The sequence below is a fragment of the Alloactinosynnema sp. L-07 genome (assembly GCF_900070365.1).
In the GTDB taxonomy this organism is placed as follows: Bacteria; Actinomycetota; Actinomycetes; order Mycobacteriales; family Pseudonocardiaceae; genus Actinokineospora.
The window spans coordinates 5,601,622-5,616,491 of record NZ_LN850107.1; the positions used below are offsets into that span (position 1 = coordinate 5,601,622).

At 69.5% G+C, this 14,870-nt stretch carries 15 protein-coding genes; 4 read left to right on the forward strand and 11 right to left on the reverse strand.

The annotated features are described in order from the left end of the window. From purL to purS, 3 genes are read right to left on the reverse strand one after another with little or no spacing between them, the layout of a single operon-like run. Nucleotides 1–2,274, reverse strand: coding sequence for a phosphoribosylformylglycinamidine synthase subunit PurL (gene purL / locus BN1701_RS25340; protein ID WP_054052881.1), 2,274 nt, complete (start codon nucleotides 2,272–2,274; stop codon nucleotides 1–3). Further along, nucleotides 2,271–2,942, reverse strand: a complete 672-nt coding sequence (purQ, locus tag BN1701_RS25345; protein WP_054052883.1) for a phosphoribosylformylglycinamidine synthase subunit PurQ — start codon at nucleotides 2,940–2,942, stop codon at nucleotides 2,271–2,273. Before purQ ends, purL begins: the two co-directional genes overlap by 4 nt. Beyond that, the gene (gene purS / locus BN1701_RS25350; protein WP_054052885.1) at nucleotides 2,939–3,178 is read right to left on the reverse strand and encodes a phosphoribosylformylglycinamidine synthase subunit PurS; all 240 of its coding nucleotides are present in this window, start codon (nucleotides 3,176–3,178) and stop codon (nucleotides 2,939–2,941) included. Before purS ends, purQ begins: the two co-directional genes overlap by 4 nt. Before the next feature lie 166 nt (nucleotides 3,179–3,344). On the opposite strand from purS, the gene BN1701_RS25355 reads away from it, so the two are divergent. Then, complete coding sequence (locus BN1701_RS25355; RefSeq protein ID WP_054052887.1) at nucleotides 3,345–4,292, forward strand: NAD-dependent epimerase/dehydratase family protein; 948 nt, start codon at nucleotides 3,345–3,347, stop codon at nucleotides 4,290–4,292. Between the two features lie 9 nt (nucleotides 4,293–4,301). On the opposite strand, the gene BN1701_RS25360 is transcribed toward BN1701_RS25355, so the two are convergent. Beyond that, nucleotides 4,302–5,756: an aldehyde dehydrogenase family protein gene (locus BN1701_RS25360; RefSeq protein ID WP_054052889.1), complete on the reverse strand. Its 1,455-nt coding sequence runs from the start codon at nucleotides 5,754–5,756 to the stop codon at nucleotides 4,302–4,304. A gap of 49 nt (nucleotides 5,757–5,805) precedes the next feature. Between BN1701_RS25360 and BN1701_RS25365 the strand changes: the two genes are divergently transcribed. Further along, nucleotides 5,806–6,447, forward strand: a complete 642-nt coding sequence (locus BN1701_RS25365; protein WP_054052891.1) for an MBL fold metallo-hydrolase — start codon at nucleotides 5,806–5,808, stop codon at nucleotides 6,445–6,447. Nucleotides 6,448–6,590: 143 nt separating this feature from the next. After that, nucleotides 6,591–8,351 carry a S8 family serine peptidase gene (locus BN1701_RS25370; protein WP_172803316.1) on the forward strand — a complete coding sequence of 587 codons (1,761 nt, stop codon included), beginning with the start codon at nucleotides 6,591–6,593 and terminating at the stop codon, nucleotides 8,349–8,351. 73 nt (nucleotides 8,352–8,424) lie between these two features. Here the strand turns inward: BN1701_RS25370 and BN1701_RS25375 are convergent, their stop codons facing one another. Beyond that, entirely contained in the window at nucleotides 8,425–9,162 is a 738-nt protein-coding gene (locus BN1701_RS25375; RefSeq protein ID WP_054052893.1) for a DUF2334 domain-containing protein, read from the reverse strand. A 51-nt stretch (nucleotides 9,163–9,213) separates the two neighbouring features. After that, complete coding sequence (locus tag BN1701_RS25380; protein WP_054052894.1) at nucleotides 9,214–10,095, reverse strand: phosphoribosylaminoimidazolesuccinocarboxamide synthase; 882 nt, start codon at nucleotides 10,093–10,095, stop codon at nucleotides 9,214–9,216. 72 nt (nucleotides 10,096–10,167) lie between these two features. Between BN1701_RS25380 and BN1701_RS25385 the strand changes: the two genes are divergently transcribed. Beyond that, nucleotides 10,168–10,959, forward strand: coding sequence for an S-adenosyl-l-methionine hydroxide adenosyltransferase family protein (locus BN1701_RS25385; protein WP_054052896.1), 792 nt, complete (start codon nucleotides 10,168–10,170; stop codon nucleotides 10,957–10,959). 28 nt (nucleotides 10,960–10,987) lie between these two features. Here BN1701_RS25385 and BN1701_RS25390 read toward each other — a convergent pair whose 3' ends face one another. The 5 genes from BN1701_RS25390 to BN1701_RS25410 are packed head-to-tail and all read right to left on the reverse strand — an operon-like array spanning nucleotide 10,988 to nucleotide 14,865. Next, the gene (locus BN1701_RS25390; RefSeq protein ID WP_054052898.1) at nucleotides 10,988–11,530 is read right to left on the reverse strand and encodes a GNAT family N-acetyltransferase; all 543 of its coding nucleotides are present in this window, start codon (nucleotides 11,528–11,530) and stop codon (nucleotides 10,988–10,990) included. After that, on the reverse strand, nucleotides 11,527–12,966 hold the full coding sequence (gene purB, locus BN1701_RS25395; protein WP_054052900.1) for an adenylosuccinate lyase: 1,440 nt from the start codon (nucleotides 12,964–12,966) through the stop codon (nucleotides 11,527–11,529). The genes BN1701_RS25390 and purB overlap by 4 nt, the downstream gene beginning before the upstream one ends. A gap of 57 nt (nucleotides 12,967–13,023) precedes the next feature. Then, nucleotides 13,024–13,656 (reverse strand): hypothetical protein, encoded by a 633-nt coding sequence (locus BN1701_RS25400; RefSeq protein ID WP_054052902.1) that lies wholly within the window; start codon nucleotides 13,654–13,656, stop codon nucleotides 13,024–13,026. Between the two features lie 46 nt (nucleotides 13,657–13,702). After that, complete coding sequence (locus BN1701_RS25405) at nucleotides 13,703–14,227, reverse strand: RNA polymerase sigma factor (protein ID WP_054052904.1); 525 nt, start codon at nucleotides 14,225–14,227, stop codon at nucleotides 13,703–13,705. Between the two features lie 53 nt (nucleotides 14,228–14,280). Then, entirely contained in the window at nucleotides 14,281–14,865 is a 585-nt protein-coding gene (locus tag BN1701_RS25410) for a TetR/AcrR family transcriptional regulator (RefSeq protein WP_054052906.1), read from the reverse strand. Nucleotides 14,866–14,870: the final 5 nt, after the last annotated feature.

Genomic DNA, 14,870 nt, shown 5'->3' on the forward strand with positions numbered 1-14,870 from the left:
TCAGCCGAACAGGGCTGGCAAGGTGCCTTCCCAGGCGGTGCTCAGTTCCTCCAGCGGGAACGTCGCGACATCCTGGATCTCCAGGGACGCCGACTCCGGGTCGACCACGCCGGTCCGCCTGCAGGGCAGGCCGCGAGCCGCGCACATCTCGGTGAAGCGCAGTTCCTCCGAGCGCGGGACGGCCACCAGGACCCGGCCTGCCGACTCGCTGAACAGCTGGACGAAGGCGTCCTGGTCCGGGTCGAGGAAGACGCGGGCGCCGACCTCGCCGATCAGGCAGGTCTCGACCAGGGTCTGCACGAGACCGCCATCGGACAGGTCGTGCGCCGCCGAGATCATCCCGTCGCGCGAGCCGGCGACCAGGACCTCGGCCAGCAGCTTCTCGCGGACCAGGTCGACCTTGGGCGGGACGCCGCCGAGGTGGCCGTGGACCACGTGCGCCCACTCCGAGCCGTCGAACTCGTCGCGGGTGTCGCCCAGCAGCAGCAGGGTCTCGCCCGCTTCGCCGCCGATGCCGGTCGGGATGCGACGGCGCACGTCGTCGATCACGCCGAGGACGCCGACGACCGGGGTGGGCAGGATCGCGGTGCTGCCGGTCTGGTTGTAGAAGCTGACGTTGCCGCCGGTGACCGGGATGCCCAGTTCCTTGCAGCCCTCGGCCAGGCCGCGCACGGCCGCCTCGAACTGCCACATCACGCCCGGATCCTCGGGGGAGCCGAAGTTGAGGCAGTTGGTGACCGCGAGCGGGGTGGCGCCGGAGACGGCCACGTTGCGGTACGCCTCGGCCAGCGCGAGCTGCGTGCCGGTGTACGGGTCGAGCTTGACGAACCGGCCATTGCAGTCGGTGGCCAGCGCGACGCCGCGGCCGGTCTCCTCGTCGATGCGGATCATGCCCGCGTCGGCGGGCTGGGCGAGCACGGTGCCGCCACGCACGTAGCGGTCGTACTGCTCGGTGACCCAGCGGCGCGAGGCCAGGTTGGGCGAGCCGACCATGCGCAGGATCTCGGCCCGCAGCTCGTCCTGAGTGGACGGACGGGGCAGCGACGCCGCGCTGTCGGCGATCAGGTCGTCCTGGTCGGCCGGGCGAGCGATCGGGCGCTCGTACATCGGGCCCTCGTGCGCCACGGTGCGCGGCGGCACGTCGACCACGGTCTCGCCGTGCCAGGTGATGATCAGCCGGTCGCCCTCGGTGACCTCGCCGATCTCGGTGGCGATGACGTCCCACTTGGCGCACACGCGCATGAACGCGTCCACATCGGACGGCTTGACCACCGCGCACATCCGCTCCTGCGACTCGCTGGAGAGGATCTCGGCCGCGGTCATTCCCGTGGCGCGCAACGGAACCCGGTCGAGCTCGACGCGCATGCCGCCGTCGCCGGCGCTGGCCAGCTCACTGGTCGCGCACGACAGGCCCGCGCCGCCGAGGTCCTGGATGCCGACCACGATGCCCTCGCGGAACAGCTCAAGACAGCACTCGATGAGCACCTTCTCGGTGAACGGGTCGCCCACCTGGACCGCGGGCAGCTTCTTGCGCCCGGTGCCCGACTCGTCGCCCGAGAACGTCTCGCTGGCCAGCACGGACACGCCGCCGATGCCGTCGAGGCCGGTGCGGGCGCCGAAGAGGATGACCTTGTTGCCGGTGCCCGACGCGTGCGCCAGGTGCAGGTCCTCGGACCGCATCGCGCCGACGCACAGGGCGTTGACCAGCGGGTTGCCCTGGTAGGACGGGTCGAAGACGACCTCGCCGCCGATGTTGGGCAGACCCAGGCAGTTGCCGTAGCCGCCGATGCCCGCCACGACCCCGGGCAGCACCCGCTTGGTGTCGGGGTGGTCGGCCGCGCCGAAGCGCAGCGGGTCCATCACCGCCAGCGGGCGCGCGCCCATCGCCATGATGTCGCGGACGATGCCGCCGACACCGGTCGCGGCGCCCTGGTAGGGCTCCACATAGGACGGGTGGTTGTGCGACTCCAGCTTGAACGTGACCGCCCAGCCGTCACCGATGTCGACGACCCCGGCGTTCTCGCCGATGCCCGCCAGCATCTTCGCCTTCATCTCCGGCGTCGTGTTGGCCGACCAGTGCTTCCAGTGCACCTTGGACGACTTGTACGAGCAGTGCTCGCTCCACATCACCGAGTACATGGCCAACTCGGCGTCGGTGGGGCGGCGGCCGAGGATCTCGCGGATGCGGGCGTACTCGTCCTCCTTGAGGCCGAGTTCCTTCCAGGGCTGGGCCTGGTCGGGGGTCGCCTGCGCGTGTTCGACGGTGTCGATCATGCGGTCACCACCGAGTCGAGAATGGACAGGAACAGGCCGAGACCGTCGTCGCTGGGCCCGGTGAGGGCGTCGATGGCGTGCTCGGGGTGCGGCATCAGCCCGACGATGCGGCCGGTCGGGTCGCTGATTCCCGCGATGTCGTTGAGGGAGCCGTTGGGGTTCTCGCCGACGTAGCGGAACACCACGCGACCCTCACCCTCCAGCTCGTCCACAGTGGACTGGGCGGCGGTGTAGCGGCCGTCCATGTTCTTGACCGGGATGATGATCTCGGCGCCCTGCTCGAAGCGGGTGGTCCACCCGGTGGTGTTGTTCTCCACCTTGAGCCACTGGTCGCGGCAGACGAAGTGCAGCCCGGCGTTGCGCAGCAGCGCCCCCGGCAGCAGCCCGGCCTCGCAGAGGACCTGGAACCCGTTGCAGATCCCGAGCACCGGCAGCCCCTTGCGGGCGGCGTCGACGATCTCGCCCATCACCGGGGCGAACCGGGCGATGGCGCCTGCGCGCAGGTAGTCGCCGTAGGAGAACCCGCCGGGCAGGATGACCGCGTCGACCCCGCGCAGGTCCGCGTCACCGTGCCACAGCGGCACGGCCTCCGCGCCCGCCGCGGCGATGGCCCGCAGCGTGTCGCTGTCGTCGAGGGTCCCGGGGAAGGTGACGGCCCCGATCCTCACGAGTCCACCCGCCGCACGACGAAGTCCTCGACGACCGGATTGGACAGGAAACCTTCAGCGATCTTGGCGAGCGTCTCGTCGTCGACCGAGTCGTCGACCTCCAGCTCGAAATGCTTTCCCTGACGGACATCGGACACCCCGTCGAATCCCAGGCGCGGCAGCGCGCGCGCCACGGCTTGCCCCTGGGGGTCGAGGATCTCCGGCTTGGGCATGACGTCGACGACGACTCGGGCCACGGCGGGCTACTCCTGAGTTCGAGCGGGCCGGTACCGCCGCAGCCTACCTGAGCTGGGAATTCATCAGCGCGCCACCTTTGCCACGGGTGAGCCGGGCCACTGGCCAGCCTGTTCACCCTCGGCGAGATCAGTGGCGCCGTAAGGTCCGTTCGGGTGAGGGTGAGGCATGCGACTCCTCGTACTCGGCGGTACCCGATTCCTCAGCCACGCCGTCGCCACCGAGGCGGTGACCCGCGGCCACACCGTCACCTGCGCCGCCAGAGGTGAGTCCGGCCAGGTCCCCACCGGCGCCCACCTGGTCAAGGTCGACCGCGACGCCGACGACGGACTGGACGCACTGACCGGCGACTTCGACGCGGTGGTCGATGTCGCCCGCATCTCGTTCCCCTGGGTCCGGCGGGCCGTGGACACCCTGGCAGGCCGGGTCGGGCACTGGACTTTCGTGTCCTCCATCAGCGTCTACGCGGAGCCAGACAAGATCAACGACGAGCTCCTGCCGCCACGCGAAACCGAAGACGACATGGAGTCCTACGGCCACATCAAGGTCGCGAGCGAAAACGCCGTCCGCGAAGCATTCCCAGACGCGTTCATCGCCCGGGCAGGCCTCCTCACCGGCCCCGGCGACCTCAGCGACCGCTTCGGCTACTGGCCCGCCCGGATGTCCCAAGGCGGCCAGGTGGTAACCCCCGACGCCGACCAGCTCACCGGCTACCTCGACGTACGAGACGCCGCGACCTGGCTGGTGGACGCCGCGGAGACACAGCTCAAAGGCACATTCGACGTCACCGGCCCAGCGGTGCCACTGTCGAACCTCCTGCGCGAAATGGCCGCGGGATTCGACGTGGAACTGGTGCCCGTCGCGGAGGACGTGCTGGTCAAGCACGGCGTGCAGGCCTGGATGGGACCCAAGTCGCTGCCACTGTGGCTCCCGGAGTCGCACCGCCTGATGGCGAGCCGCGACGCGGGCCCAGCCTTGGCCGCCGGACTCAAGCCGCGCCCACTCGCCGACGCCGTCGAGGGCGCCCTGGCTCACGAGCGCGCCATGGGCTTGGACCGCGAACGCAAGGCAGGGCTGACCGCGGCGGAAGAAGCAGCGGTGCTGGCGGCGCTGTAGAGCCGCGGGTCAGCGCCCGTGCAGCAGCTTGATCAGCTTCGCCACTCGCTCATCAACCTTCGCCGTCCGAGCGAACGTCGTCAACGTCAACGGCGCACGAAACCGCATCCGCGCGATCGCCTTCGGTCGACCAAACTCACGAAGACCCTCAGGCCCATGAATCCGACCAAAGCCGGAATCACCACTCCCGCCAAACGGCAATGACGGCACCCCGGCAAAACTGATCACCGAATTCACCGCCACCATCCCCGACCGCAACCGCCGCGCCAACTCCATTCCCCGCGCCTTGGAGAACACCGTTCCGCCGAGTCCGTAAGCGGTGTCATTGGCCTTGGCGATCGCCTCATCCATGTCACGCACTTTGGCCACCGTCAGAGTCGGTCCGAAAGTCTCCTCCCGCACAGCGTCGGCGTCCTCAGGAACATCCACCAACACCGTCGGCTCCACAAACCGCTCCCCAACCCCACCACCAACCAGCGCCCGCCCACCACGGGCAACAGCGTCGGAGATGTGGCGACGAATGATGTCGAGCTGAGCGGGCATCGTGATCGGCCCGATTTCCGTCCCCGGCTTCACCGCACGAGCCTTGGCCACGACCTTCGCCACGAACTCGTCATAGACCTGCTCATGCACATAGACCCGCTCAACACCCACGCACGTCTGACCAGCGTTGGAGAACCCACCCCACACCGCCGCGTCAGCCGCGGCGTCCACATCCGCATCAGCGTCGACCAGCAGCGCGTCCTTGCCACCCGCCTCAATCAGCACCGGCGTCAAAGTGTCGGCGCACGCGGCCATGATCTTCTTGCCGGTCCCGGGCGATCCGGTGAACGCGATCTTGGCGACGCCCGACCGGCACAGCGCGGCACCGGTCGCCCCCAACCCCGTCACCACCTGGAAGACCGGCTGCTCAGCCACGACCTCAGCAAAGCTGTCCGCCAGCCACCGACCCACCGCGGGCGTGTACTCACTCGGCTTGAACACCACCGCGTTCCCCGCCGCCAGCGCATACGCGATCGAGCCCATCGGCGTGAACACCGGATAGTTCCACGGCCCGATAACCCCGACGACACCCAACGGCTGGTACTCCACCGACGCCGCGTGGTTGATCATCAGCAGGCCAGGAGAGCGCCGCTGCGCCCCGAGCACCTTCCGCGCGTTCTTGGCCGCCCAAGCCGTGTGGTCGATCGCCAGAATGATCTCCAACATGGCGTCGCCGTGCGGCTTTCCGGTCTCGGCCCGCACGACGTCGGCAAGTTCGTGCGCGCGCCGAGTAAGAACAGCCTTCCAGCTGTTGAGCCGCTCGGCACGACCACTGAACCCCAGTGATGCCCACCAGGCCGCGGCCGGGCGGGCCCGGTCGACGGCGGCCTGGACCTCCGCCGCGGTGGCGATCGGATGGGTGCCGACCACCTCTCCGGTAGCCGGGTTCACCGATTCGAAGGTCGCCTGAACGGTCGTCATGCCCTCACGTTACCGGTCAGTACTCAGCGGCGGAGATACCCTGCCGAGCGTGAAGATCACGCATTTCGGCCACTCCTGCGTCCTCATCGAGACCGCGAGCGCGCGGCTGCTGTTCGACCCCGGCGTGTGGTCGCACGGCTTCGAGGACCTGCGTGACCTCGACGGCGTCCTGGTCACCCACGTGCACGGCGACCACATCGACCCCGACCGGATCGGCCCGCTCATGGCCGCCAACCAGCACGCCGAACTCGTCGTGGACCCCGGAACGGCCGCCGAGATCGAGCCGCTTGGGTTGGCCGCGCGCGTCCTGCGTGAGGGCGACACGGTGACGCTCGGCGGCGCGGAGGTCGCGGCCGTCGGCGGGGCGCACGCGATCATCCACCCGGAGATCGCGATGCCGCCCAACCTGGGATACGTGGTCGACGGCGGCGCGTTCTACCACCCCGGCGACTCGCTGTTCGTGCCGGAGCAGAAGATCGACGTGCTGGCACTGCCGACCGCCGCGCCGTGGATGAAGCTGGCCGAGACGGTCGAGTACTTCCGCGCGGTCGCGCCCCGTATTGCCATTCCCATTCACGAAGGCTGGCTGAGTCAGGGCGGTATTGATTCATCATTCAACCGTTTCACCACGATGGGCCCGGCCGGTTCCCACGTACACCTACCTGTCGCGGCCGAGACGGCCGAGGTCTAGTCGACCGTTCGGCGCAATTCGGCGAATTAGTTCATCACATGGCGTCCCGAAAGCCCTTTCGCGGCCTCAAGGTTGGGTAACGGGCTCCTGCAGCCCGCGCCGACCGGTGCGGGTCCGCCCCTGATTTCTGTCCGGAGGACATCGTGTTCCTGCGTTCACGCACCCGGCTCCGCCGCGCGGCCACCGCCGCGCTGGTCGGCGCCGGACTCATCGCCACCGCCGTGCCCGCGTTGGCCGCCCCCGGCGTCCCTGCCGCCCCGGAGTCGATCTCCGCTGCCGCAGGCCTGCGTTCGTACCTGGTCATCACAGCCCCGAACGACACCGCGGGCGCCAAGACCGCGGTCGGCACCAACGGCGGCTCCGTGTACGCGTCCTACGACGCGATCGGTGTCATCGTGGCGCACTCGTCGGCCACCGACTTCGCCACCAAGATGCGCACGGTCAGCGGTGTCCAGCAGGTCGGCGCGACCCGCACCAGCGACGTCCCGGCGGACGCGGCGAACCCGGCGATCCCGGCGTCGCCGTCGCAGACCACCCCGACGGCCAACGAGACCAACCGGTCCGACATGACCCAGATCAAGGCCGACCAGGCCTGGGCGGTCAACCAGGGCTCGGCAGGCGTCACCGTCGGCATCCTCGACACCGGTGTCGACGACCAGCACTACGACCTCAAGGCCAACTTCGACGCCACCAAGTCGGCGTCCTGCGCCTACGGCAAGCTCGACACCCGCGCGGGCTCGTGGCGCGACACCGACACCCACGGCACGCACGTCGCGGGCACCATCGCCGCGGCCAAGAACGGCAAGGGCATGGTCGGCGTGGCGCCGGGCGTCAAGATCTCCTCGGTCCGCATCGCGGAGAAGCCGAGCGGCCTGTTCTACGCCGAGAACACCATCTGCGCGTTCGTGTTCGCCGGTGACAAGGGCATCGACGTCACCAACAACAGCTACTACACCGACCCGTGGCTGTTCAACTGCCCCAACAACCTCGACCAGGCCGCCATCCTCGAAGGCACCAAGCGCGCCGCGCTGTACGCCGAGGGCAAGGGCGTGCTGCACGTCGCCGCCGCGGGCAACGAGAACTACAACCTGTCGAGCAAGTCGACCGACACGACCAGCCCGAACGACTCGACGCCCGCCAGCCGCACCATCACCAACGACTGCCTCAGCGTCCCGACCGAGCTGCCCGGCGTCGTGACCGTGGCGTCGATCAACTCGTCCAACGCCAAGTCGTCGTTCTCCAACTTCGGCGTCGACAAGATCGCCGTCGCCGCACCGGGCGACAGCGTGTACTCGACGGTCCCCGGCGGTGGCTACGGCGCCAAGTCCGGCACCTCGATGGCTTCCCCGCACGTCGCGGGTGTCGCCGCGCTGCTCGTCAGCGTCGACCCGACCGCCACCGTCGCCCAGCTGCGCGCCAAGCTCGGCGTCCAGGCCGACGACCTGGCCTGCACCGACAGCCGCTGCTCGGGCACCACGGCGAAGAACAACTTCTTCGGCGAAGGCCGCGTCGACGCCCTTGAGGCCGTCTCCGGTGGCACCCCGCCGCCCCCCGGCAAGGTCTTCGAGAACACCAACGACGTCCAGATCGCGGACTCGCCCGGCGCGGCGGTCTACAGCGACGTCGCCGTCACCGGCGTCACGGGCAACGCCCCCGCCACGCTGAAGGTCGACGTCAACATCGTCCACACCTGGCGCGGCGACGTGGTCATCGACCTGGTGGCCCCGGACGGCTCGACCTACCGCATGAAGAACTCCTCCTCGAACGACTCGGCCGACAACGTGATCGCCACCTACACGGTGAACGCGTCGACCGAGGTCGCCAACGGCACTTGGCGCCTGAAGGTCCAGGACGTGGCCCGCTACGACGTCGGCCACATCAACTCCTGGAAGGTGACCTTCTGATCAGACCCACCGGGTGGTGAATAAGGCCCCCGTCGAGACCAGCCGGTCTCGACGGGGGCTTCCCGTATCTGGCTCAGAGAGTGGCCGGAACGCTCCGGGCCGGGATGGGCGTCGCGGCCGGAAGGGCGTGTGGGGCAAGGACTTCGGGGTAGGTGATGCCTGCCGCGCCGTGGGTTCGGGCGTTGTCGACGGCGTCCAGGACGGCCTGGCGGAGGCCGGGGCGGGCGAGGTCGGCGGCGTCCACGGACAGGCGGACCAAACCGCCGCGGCGGGCGACGCGGGCCGCGGCGAGGACGAAGGTGAAGCACCAGAGGGTCTCGGCGCGCTCGGTGTGCGCGAGGCCAAGGACCCGGGAGCGGTGCACGCCGTCGGTGCGCAGGTCACGCACGCCGTAGAGGTCGGCGCACAGGGTGAAACCCTTGCGCTCCAACGCCGTCACGGTGCCACGCGAGGCGTACCAGCGGGGTGGGGCGAAGGCGTCGGTGGCCAGGCCGAGGCGGTCCATCGTGGCGACCGCCGCGGTCAGCCGCAGGCCCGCCTCATGCGCGGGCAGCGCGGCGAACTCGGCGCGGCGGCCCAGGGCGATGGTGCGGCCGCGGGGTTCGGGCGAGTGGTCGAAGCCGTGCATGAGCACCGCGTCACCCGCAGCGCGGCGGGTGCGGACCCAGTCGGCGACCGCGCCGTCGCGACGGGGGGCGAACAGCAGCGAGAGCGGCACCGCGCGCTTCTGCATCTCCTCGGCGAGGTCGGCGCAGCGGTGCAGCGTCCGGGTGTCGATACCGGCCAGCGAAACCACGAGTCGTCCCGTCACGCTATCCAGCACAGCGCATCCGGATGACAACCAGGTGTCGCTTGTGGAGAATCACCCGATCCAGTCGGCGAATTTCCGCCCGGTGACCTGTTCGTAGGCCTGGACGTACCGCGCGCGGGTGGAGTCGACGACGGTTTCGGGCAGCGGAGGCGGCGGCAGTTCCGACGCGCGCACCCAGCCGGAGGCGGGCGAGGTCATCCAGTCGCGGACGTACTGCTTGTCGAACGACGGCTGCGCCTTGCCCGGCGCGTAGGTCTCGGTCGGCCAGTACCGCGACGAGTCCGGGGTGAGGACCTCGTCGCCCAGCACGATCTCGCCGTCGAGCAGTCCGAACTCCAACTTGGTGTCGGCGAGGATCACGCCCTTGGCGAGCGCGTGATCGGCCGCGCGGCCATAGATCGCCAGGGTCAGCTCGCGGACCCGGTGGGCCAACTCGGAGCCGATCTCGGCTTCGACGGCGGCGAAGTCGACGTTCTCGTCATGCTCACCCAGGGCCGCCTTGGTCGCCGGGGTGAAGATCGGCTCGGGCAGTCGCGACCCCTCGACCAGCCCACTCGGCAACGCGACGCCGCACACCGCGCCCGTGCGCTGGTAGTCCGTGGTGCCGGAACCCGCGAGGTAGCCGCGCGCGACGGCCTCCACGGGAAGCATCGACAGCCGCCGCACGATCAGCGCCTTCCCGCGCACATCGGCCGGGATCCGCTCGTCGTCATAGGCCACGAGATGATTGGGCACCAGGTCGCCGAGCAGCTCGAACCAGAAGACGCTCATCGCGGTCAGGATGCGTCCCTTGTCCGGGATCGGCGTGTCCAGCACGAAGTCGTACGCCGAGATCCGATCGGACGCGACGAGCAGCAGATGGTCGTCATCGATCGCGTACAGTTCGCGGACCTTGCCCGCGGCGATCTTGGGATAGTCAGAGAGCGTCGGCACGTTTCAGCAGCTTACGCACCCCGCCGGAGCTTCGGGTTTCACGTGGAACGTTGGGCGACGACACTTGTTCCCATGGCGTTCGACTTTGTCTCGTTCACCACCGACTACGGCCTGGCCGACGGCTACCCCGCGGCCTGCGAAGGCGTCATCGCCCGCATCGCCCCCGCCGTGCGGGTCATCCACGTCACCCACCTCATCCCGCCCCTGGACATCCGCCGAGGCGCCTCGGTCCTAGCCCAGACCGTGCCGTCGCTGCCCCCCGCCGTACACCTGGCCGTCGTCGACCCAGGCGTCGGGACACCCCGGCGGGCCATCGTGATCGTCACCGAAACGGCGGTGTTCGTAGGCCCGGACAACGGCCTCCTCCTCCCCGCCGCGACGAGCCAAGGAATAACGGCCGCCTACGAACTAACCGACCACCCCACCTCGGCAACCTTCCACGGCCGCGACGTCTTCGCCCCCGCCGCCGCGAGAATCGCCGCAGGCACCGCACCCAACGGCCACCAGATCGACCCGACCACCCTGATCCGACTCCCCGAGCCGATCACCATGGCCGTCCCAGGCAGGCTCATCACCGAAGTCCTGGGCACCGACGCCTTCGGCAACGTCCAACTAGCCGCCACCGCCACCGACCTGGCCGCCACCCGAGCGGCCCCCGGCTGGCGTGCCCACGCCCAAATCGGCGACCGCTCCCTGGAAGCAGTAGTGGGACGCACCTTCGCCGACGCGGAACCAGGAGAGGCCGTCCTACTGATCGACTCAGCAGGCCACGTAGCAATAACGATCAACGGCGACTCAGCAGCCCACGAACTAGCACCAGTCACAGGAGTCTCCGCCACCGTCCTGGTCGCACGCGGCCCGTGAGCCATTCAGGCACCCAAAGCAAACCAGCTCACCAGAGCTTGTCAATCTCCCCGGAATACAACTCAATCCGCGCGCCCAAAAAAGACACTTGGTCAACCTCAGGCGAGAAGAAATCCCCCATTGTCACCTTGTCAAACCCATCGAGATCACTAGGAAACGGTGCCAACGCAGTCCCACCCACGAGAACCGCCCCCGGCAACACCCGCCACCCCGCACTCTCATAGAACCCCTGCAGCGGCCGATCACAGGTGAACAGCCCCAGGTCATACCCCTGCGACATCGCCTCCCGAGCCGCGGCGACAAGCCGCCGCCCATGCCCCAGCCCGCGCGAGTCCTTGCGGGTGACCACCGTACTCAGCCCACCCGCGACATACCGCCGACCAGCGTGGACGATCTCTTTGCCGAGGACGTCCAGCGCCGCGACCACGGTGTCGCCGTCGACCAGCAGCATCGACACCGGACCGAGCACCGGATCGTGGCCACTGGTATCTCCCCAAGCCTGCGCCCACAACTCCGCCACCTGCTCGCGAAAATGCTCCGGCGTACCGTCAAAGGGAAACGAAAGAATCAAAGAATCGCACCCGGAACATACCCCGCGGCCTCAGGAAAACGCCCCAACACATCCTCAACCCGCTTAACCACGGCACCCACCTGAGTCCCAGCGACCCCGGTAAACGGCAGCCGATCAGCCAGCAGCGCATCAAGCCGAGCCCGATCCAGCGGAATACGGGAGTCAGCAGCAAGCCGGTCAAGCAGATCATTCCGCTCAATGCCCTGCTCACGCATCGCCAACGCCACAGCGACAGCGTTCTCCTTGATCGCCTCGTGCGCGGTCTCCCGACCCACCCCAGCCTGCACCGAGGCCATCAAAACCTTCGTAGTGGCCAGGAACGGCAGATACCGGTCAAGCTCGCGAGCCACCACAGCCGGATAAGCGCCGAACTCGTCAAGGACCGTCAGGAAGGTCTCCAGAAGACCGTCGAGCGCGAAGAACGCGTCCGGCAGGGCGACCCGACGGACCACCGAGCAGGACACGTCACCCTCGTTCCACTGATCGCCCGCCAACTCGCCGACCATCGACGCGTAGCCGCGCAGGATGACCGCCAGGCCGTTGACACGCTCACAGGAGCGGGTGTTCATCTTGTGCGGCATCGCCGACGAGCCAACCTGGCCGGGCTTGAAACCCTCGGTGACCAGCTCGTGGCCCGCCATCAGCCTGATCGTCTTGGCCAGGCTCGACGGGGCAGCCGCCAGCTGGACCAGCGCGGAGACCACGTCGTAGTCCAGCGACCGCGGATAGACCTGGCCCACGCTGGTGAACACCGAGGCGAAGCCGAGGTGCTCGGCGACGACCTGCTCCAGGCGGTCGAGCTTGGCCGCGTCGCCGCCCAGCAGGTCGAGCATGTCCTGGGCGGTGCCGACCGGGCCCTTGATCCCGCGCAGCGGGTAGCGGGTGATCAGCTCGTCGAGCCGCTGGAAGGCGACCAGCAGCTCGTCGGCGGCGGTGGCGAAGCGCTTGCCCAGGGTGGTGGCCTGCGCGGCGACGTTGTGCGAGCGGCCGGTCATGACCAGGTCGCCGTGTTCGGCGGCCAGCCGCGCCAGCCGCGCGAGCACGGCGGCGACCCTGGCGCGAGTGAGCTCCAGCGACCGGCGGACCTGCAGCTGCTCGACGTTCTCGGTGAGGTCGCGCGAGGTCATGCCCTTGTGCACGTGCTCGTGCCCGGCCTGGGCGTTGAACTCCTCGATCCGCGCCTTGACGTCGTGGCGGGTGACGCGTTCGCGGTCGGCGATGCTCGCCAGGTCGACCTCGGGCAGCACGCGCCGGTAGTCGGCGATAGCGCCCTCTGGCACGTCGACGCCGAGCTCGGCCTGCGCGGTGAGCACCGCGAGCCACAGCTCACGCTCCAGCCGCACCTTCTCCTCCGGCGACCACAGCGTGGCCAGCTCGGCCGAGGCATAGCGGCCTGCGAGGACGTTCGGGATGCGGGGTTTCTGCGCGGCGCTCACGTTTGCCCAGCTTACCGGGGTACCGGAGCACCCCCAGCGCCCCGGTACCCCGGCACGTCACGCGGTGATCGCCGGATCGCCCGCGACCGCTTCGAGCACCGCGTCGCCGACCGTGTCGGGCAGCGATCCCGAGACCGCGACGACTGTGCGGTCGGGCCGGATCTCCCAGACCCGCCGGGTCGCGTCGCGGTCCACAACCCGGATGCGCCCCTCGGAGAGCGCGACGATCTCGCAGGTTTGCGTCATCGCCGGACAGAACCGGGTCGGGTCCGTCGAGAGCGAGCCGGGGGCGTGGACGACCACGACCAGTTCCAGCCGCGCCGAGTCCAGCGCGAACCGAACAGTTCGCCTGGCGTGTTCCGGGGTACCGCGGCCGGGCGCGACCCGCACATCGGTCGCCTGCGGCAGTTCCGACCGCACCCGGCTGATCAGCTTCGCCGACAAGTCGCGGCTGGACGTGGCACTCGGTCCGGGGAAGGCCGCGGCGACATGCCCGTCAGGCATCTTTCTCGCCAGCGTCGGCAGCACCACCGCCAGCGTCACCACCACCGCCCCCGCGGCGCCCCCGACCATGGCCCACCGCCGCCGCGCCACCGCCGTCCGCGCGCGGTCCACCACCGCGTCGATGTCGAACGTGGGCTCGTCGGCCAACGCCACGCGCAGCCCTTCGCGCAGGTCGTTCTCACTCACGGCCGTACCTCACTGCCGACTTGGCGCCATTCGCGGTTCCGCTCTGTCATGTCGCCACCAACTCCCCTTCCGAAAGTCCCCCGACCGCCGCGCGCAGCGCTGCCAGACCGCGGGCGGCCTGGCTTTTGACGGTCCCTTCCGCACACCCCATGACCTCGGCGGTCTCCGCGACGCTCAGCTCGTCGAAGTACCGCAGCACCAACACCGCCCGCTGACGCGGACCCAGCGCCAACAGCGCTTGGTGCACCAGATCCCGCTCCCACGCCCGGCCGACCCAGTCCGCGACGTCCGCCGACGGGTCCGGGGTGTCCGGGACCTCCGGGCCGACCCGCTCCGAACGACGCCATGGCCTGCGCTTCTCGTCGAGCCACGTGCGCAGCAGGACCGTGCGCGCGTAGTTGTGCGTGGTCTCGCGCTTGCCCACCCTCGACCACGACTTGTAGATCTTGATCAGGGTGGTCTGGACCAAATCCTCGGCCAGGTGCCAGTCCCCGCAGAACAGGTATGCCGATCTTCGCAACGTGGGCGCGTGACCATGGGCGAACGCCCGAAACTCGTCCTCGTCTCGCATCGAGCCCCCCTTCGCACCTTCTCACGCGCCTGCGCGCGGGAAGGTTGCATGGGTCAGGCAAGTGCGTCGAGCAACATCCTTCGCGCCGCGGCCCGCGGGTCCGGGTTGACCTCGATGAGCGCGTTCACGACCGCGCCGTCGACCAGGGCGATCAGCTGTTCCAGCCGGGTCTCGTCGACCGCGGCGCCCGCGCGGGCGAGGGTGTCCATCAGCAGCGACCGCAGGTCGGCGCCGAGTTCGAGGGTCAGCGGACGCAGGTAGGGTCTGCGGGCGGTGGCGACGAGCCGTTCGTAGCGCAGCAGGATCGCCTCGGCGTCGTTCTCCCTGGCCCTGGGGCCCAGCAGCTGGTCGAGCACCAGTTCCACCAGCGCGTCCGGCTCGCGCGGGCACGCGGTCAGCTCGTCGAGCACGGCCCGGCCGCGGGCCAGCTCGGCGCGGCCGTGGAACTCCAGCGCGTCGACGATGAGGTCGTCGATGGAGTCGAAGTAGTACGTGGTCGACGCGAGCGGCAGCCCGGCGCGCTCGGCGACGGCGCGGTGGCGGACGGCGTCGAACCCGCCCTCGATCAGCAGCGCCGCCGCCGCCTCGACGAGCGCGTGCTTGCGTCGTTCGCCCTTGGGCGTGCTGGCGGTGGTCATCGGAT

Coding starts and splice junctions, on each gene's coding strand:
- purL (WP_054052881.1), bottom strand. CDS start 2,274: ATGATCGACACCGTCGAACACGCGCAGGCGACCCCCGACCAGGCCCAG.
- BN1701_RS25355 (WP_054052887.1), top strand. CDS start 3,345: ATGCGACTCCTCGTACTCGGCGGTACCCGATTCCTCAGCCACGCCGTC.
- BN1701_RS25360 (WP_054052889.1), bottom strand. CDS start 5,756: ATGACGACCGTTCAGGCGACCTTCGAATCGGTGAACCCGGCTACCGGA.
- BN1701_RS25385 (WP_054052896.1), top strand. CDS start 10,168: ATGGCGTTCGACTTTGTCTCGTTCACCACCGACTACGGCCTGGCCGAC.
- BN1701_RS25405 (WP_054052904.1), bottom strand. CDS start 14,227: ATGCGAGACGAGGACGAGTTTCGGGCGTTCGCCCATGGTCACGCGCCC.
- BN1701_RS25410 (WP_054052906.1), bottom strand. CDS start 14,865: ATGACCACCGCCAGCACGCCCAAGGGCGAACGACGCAAGCACGCGCTC.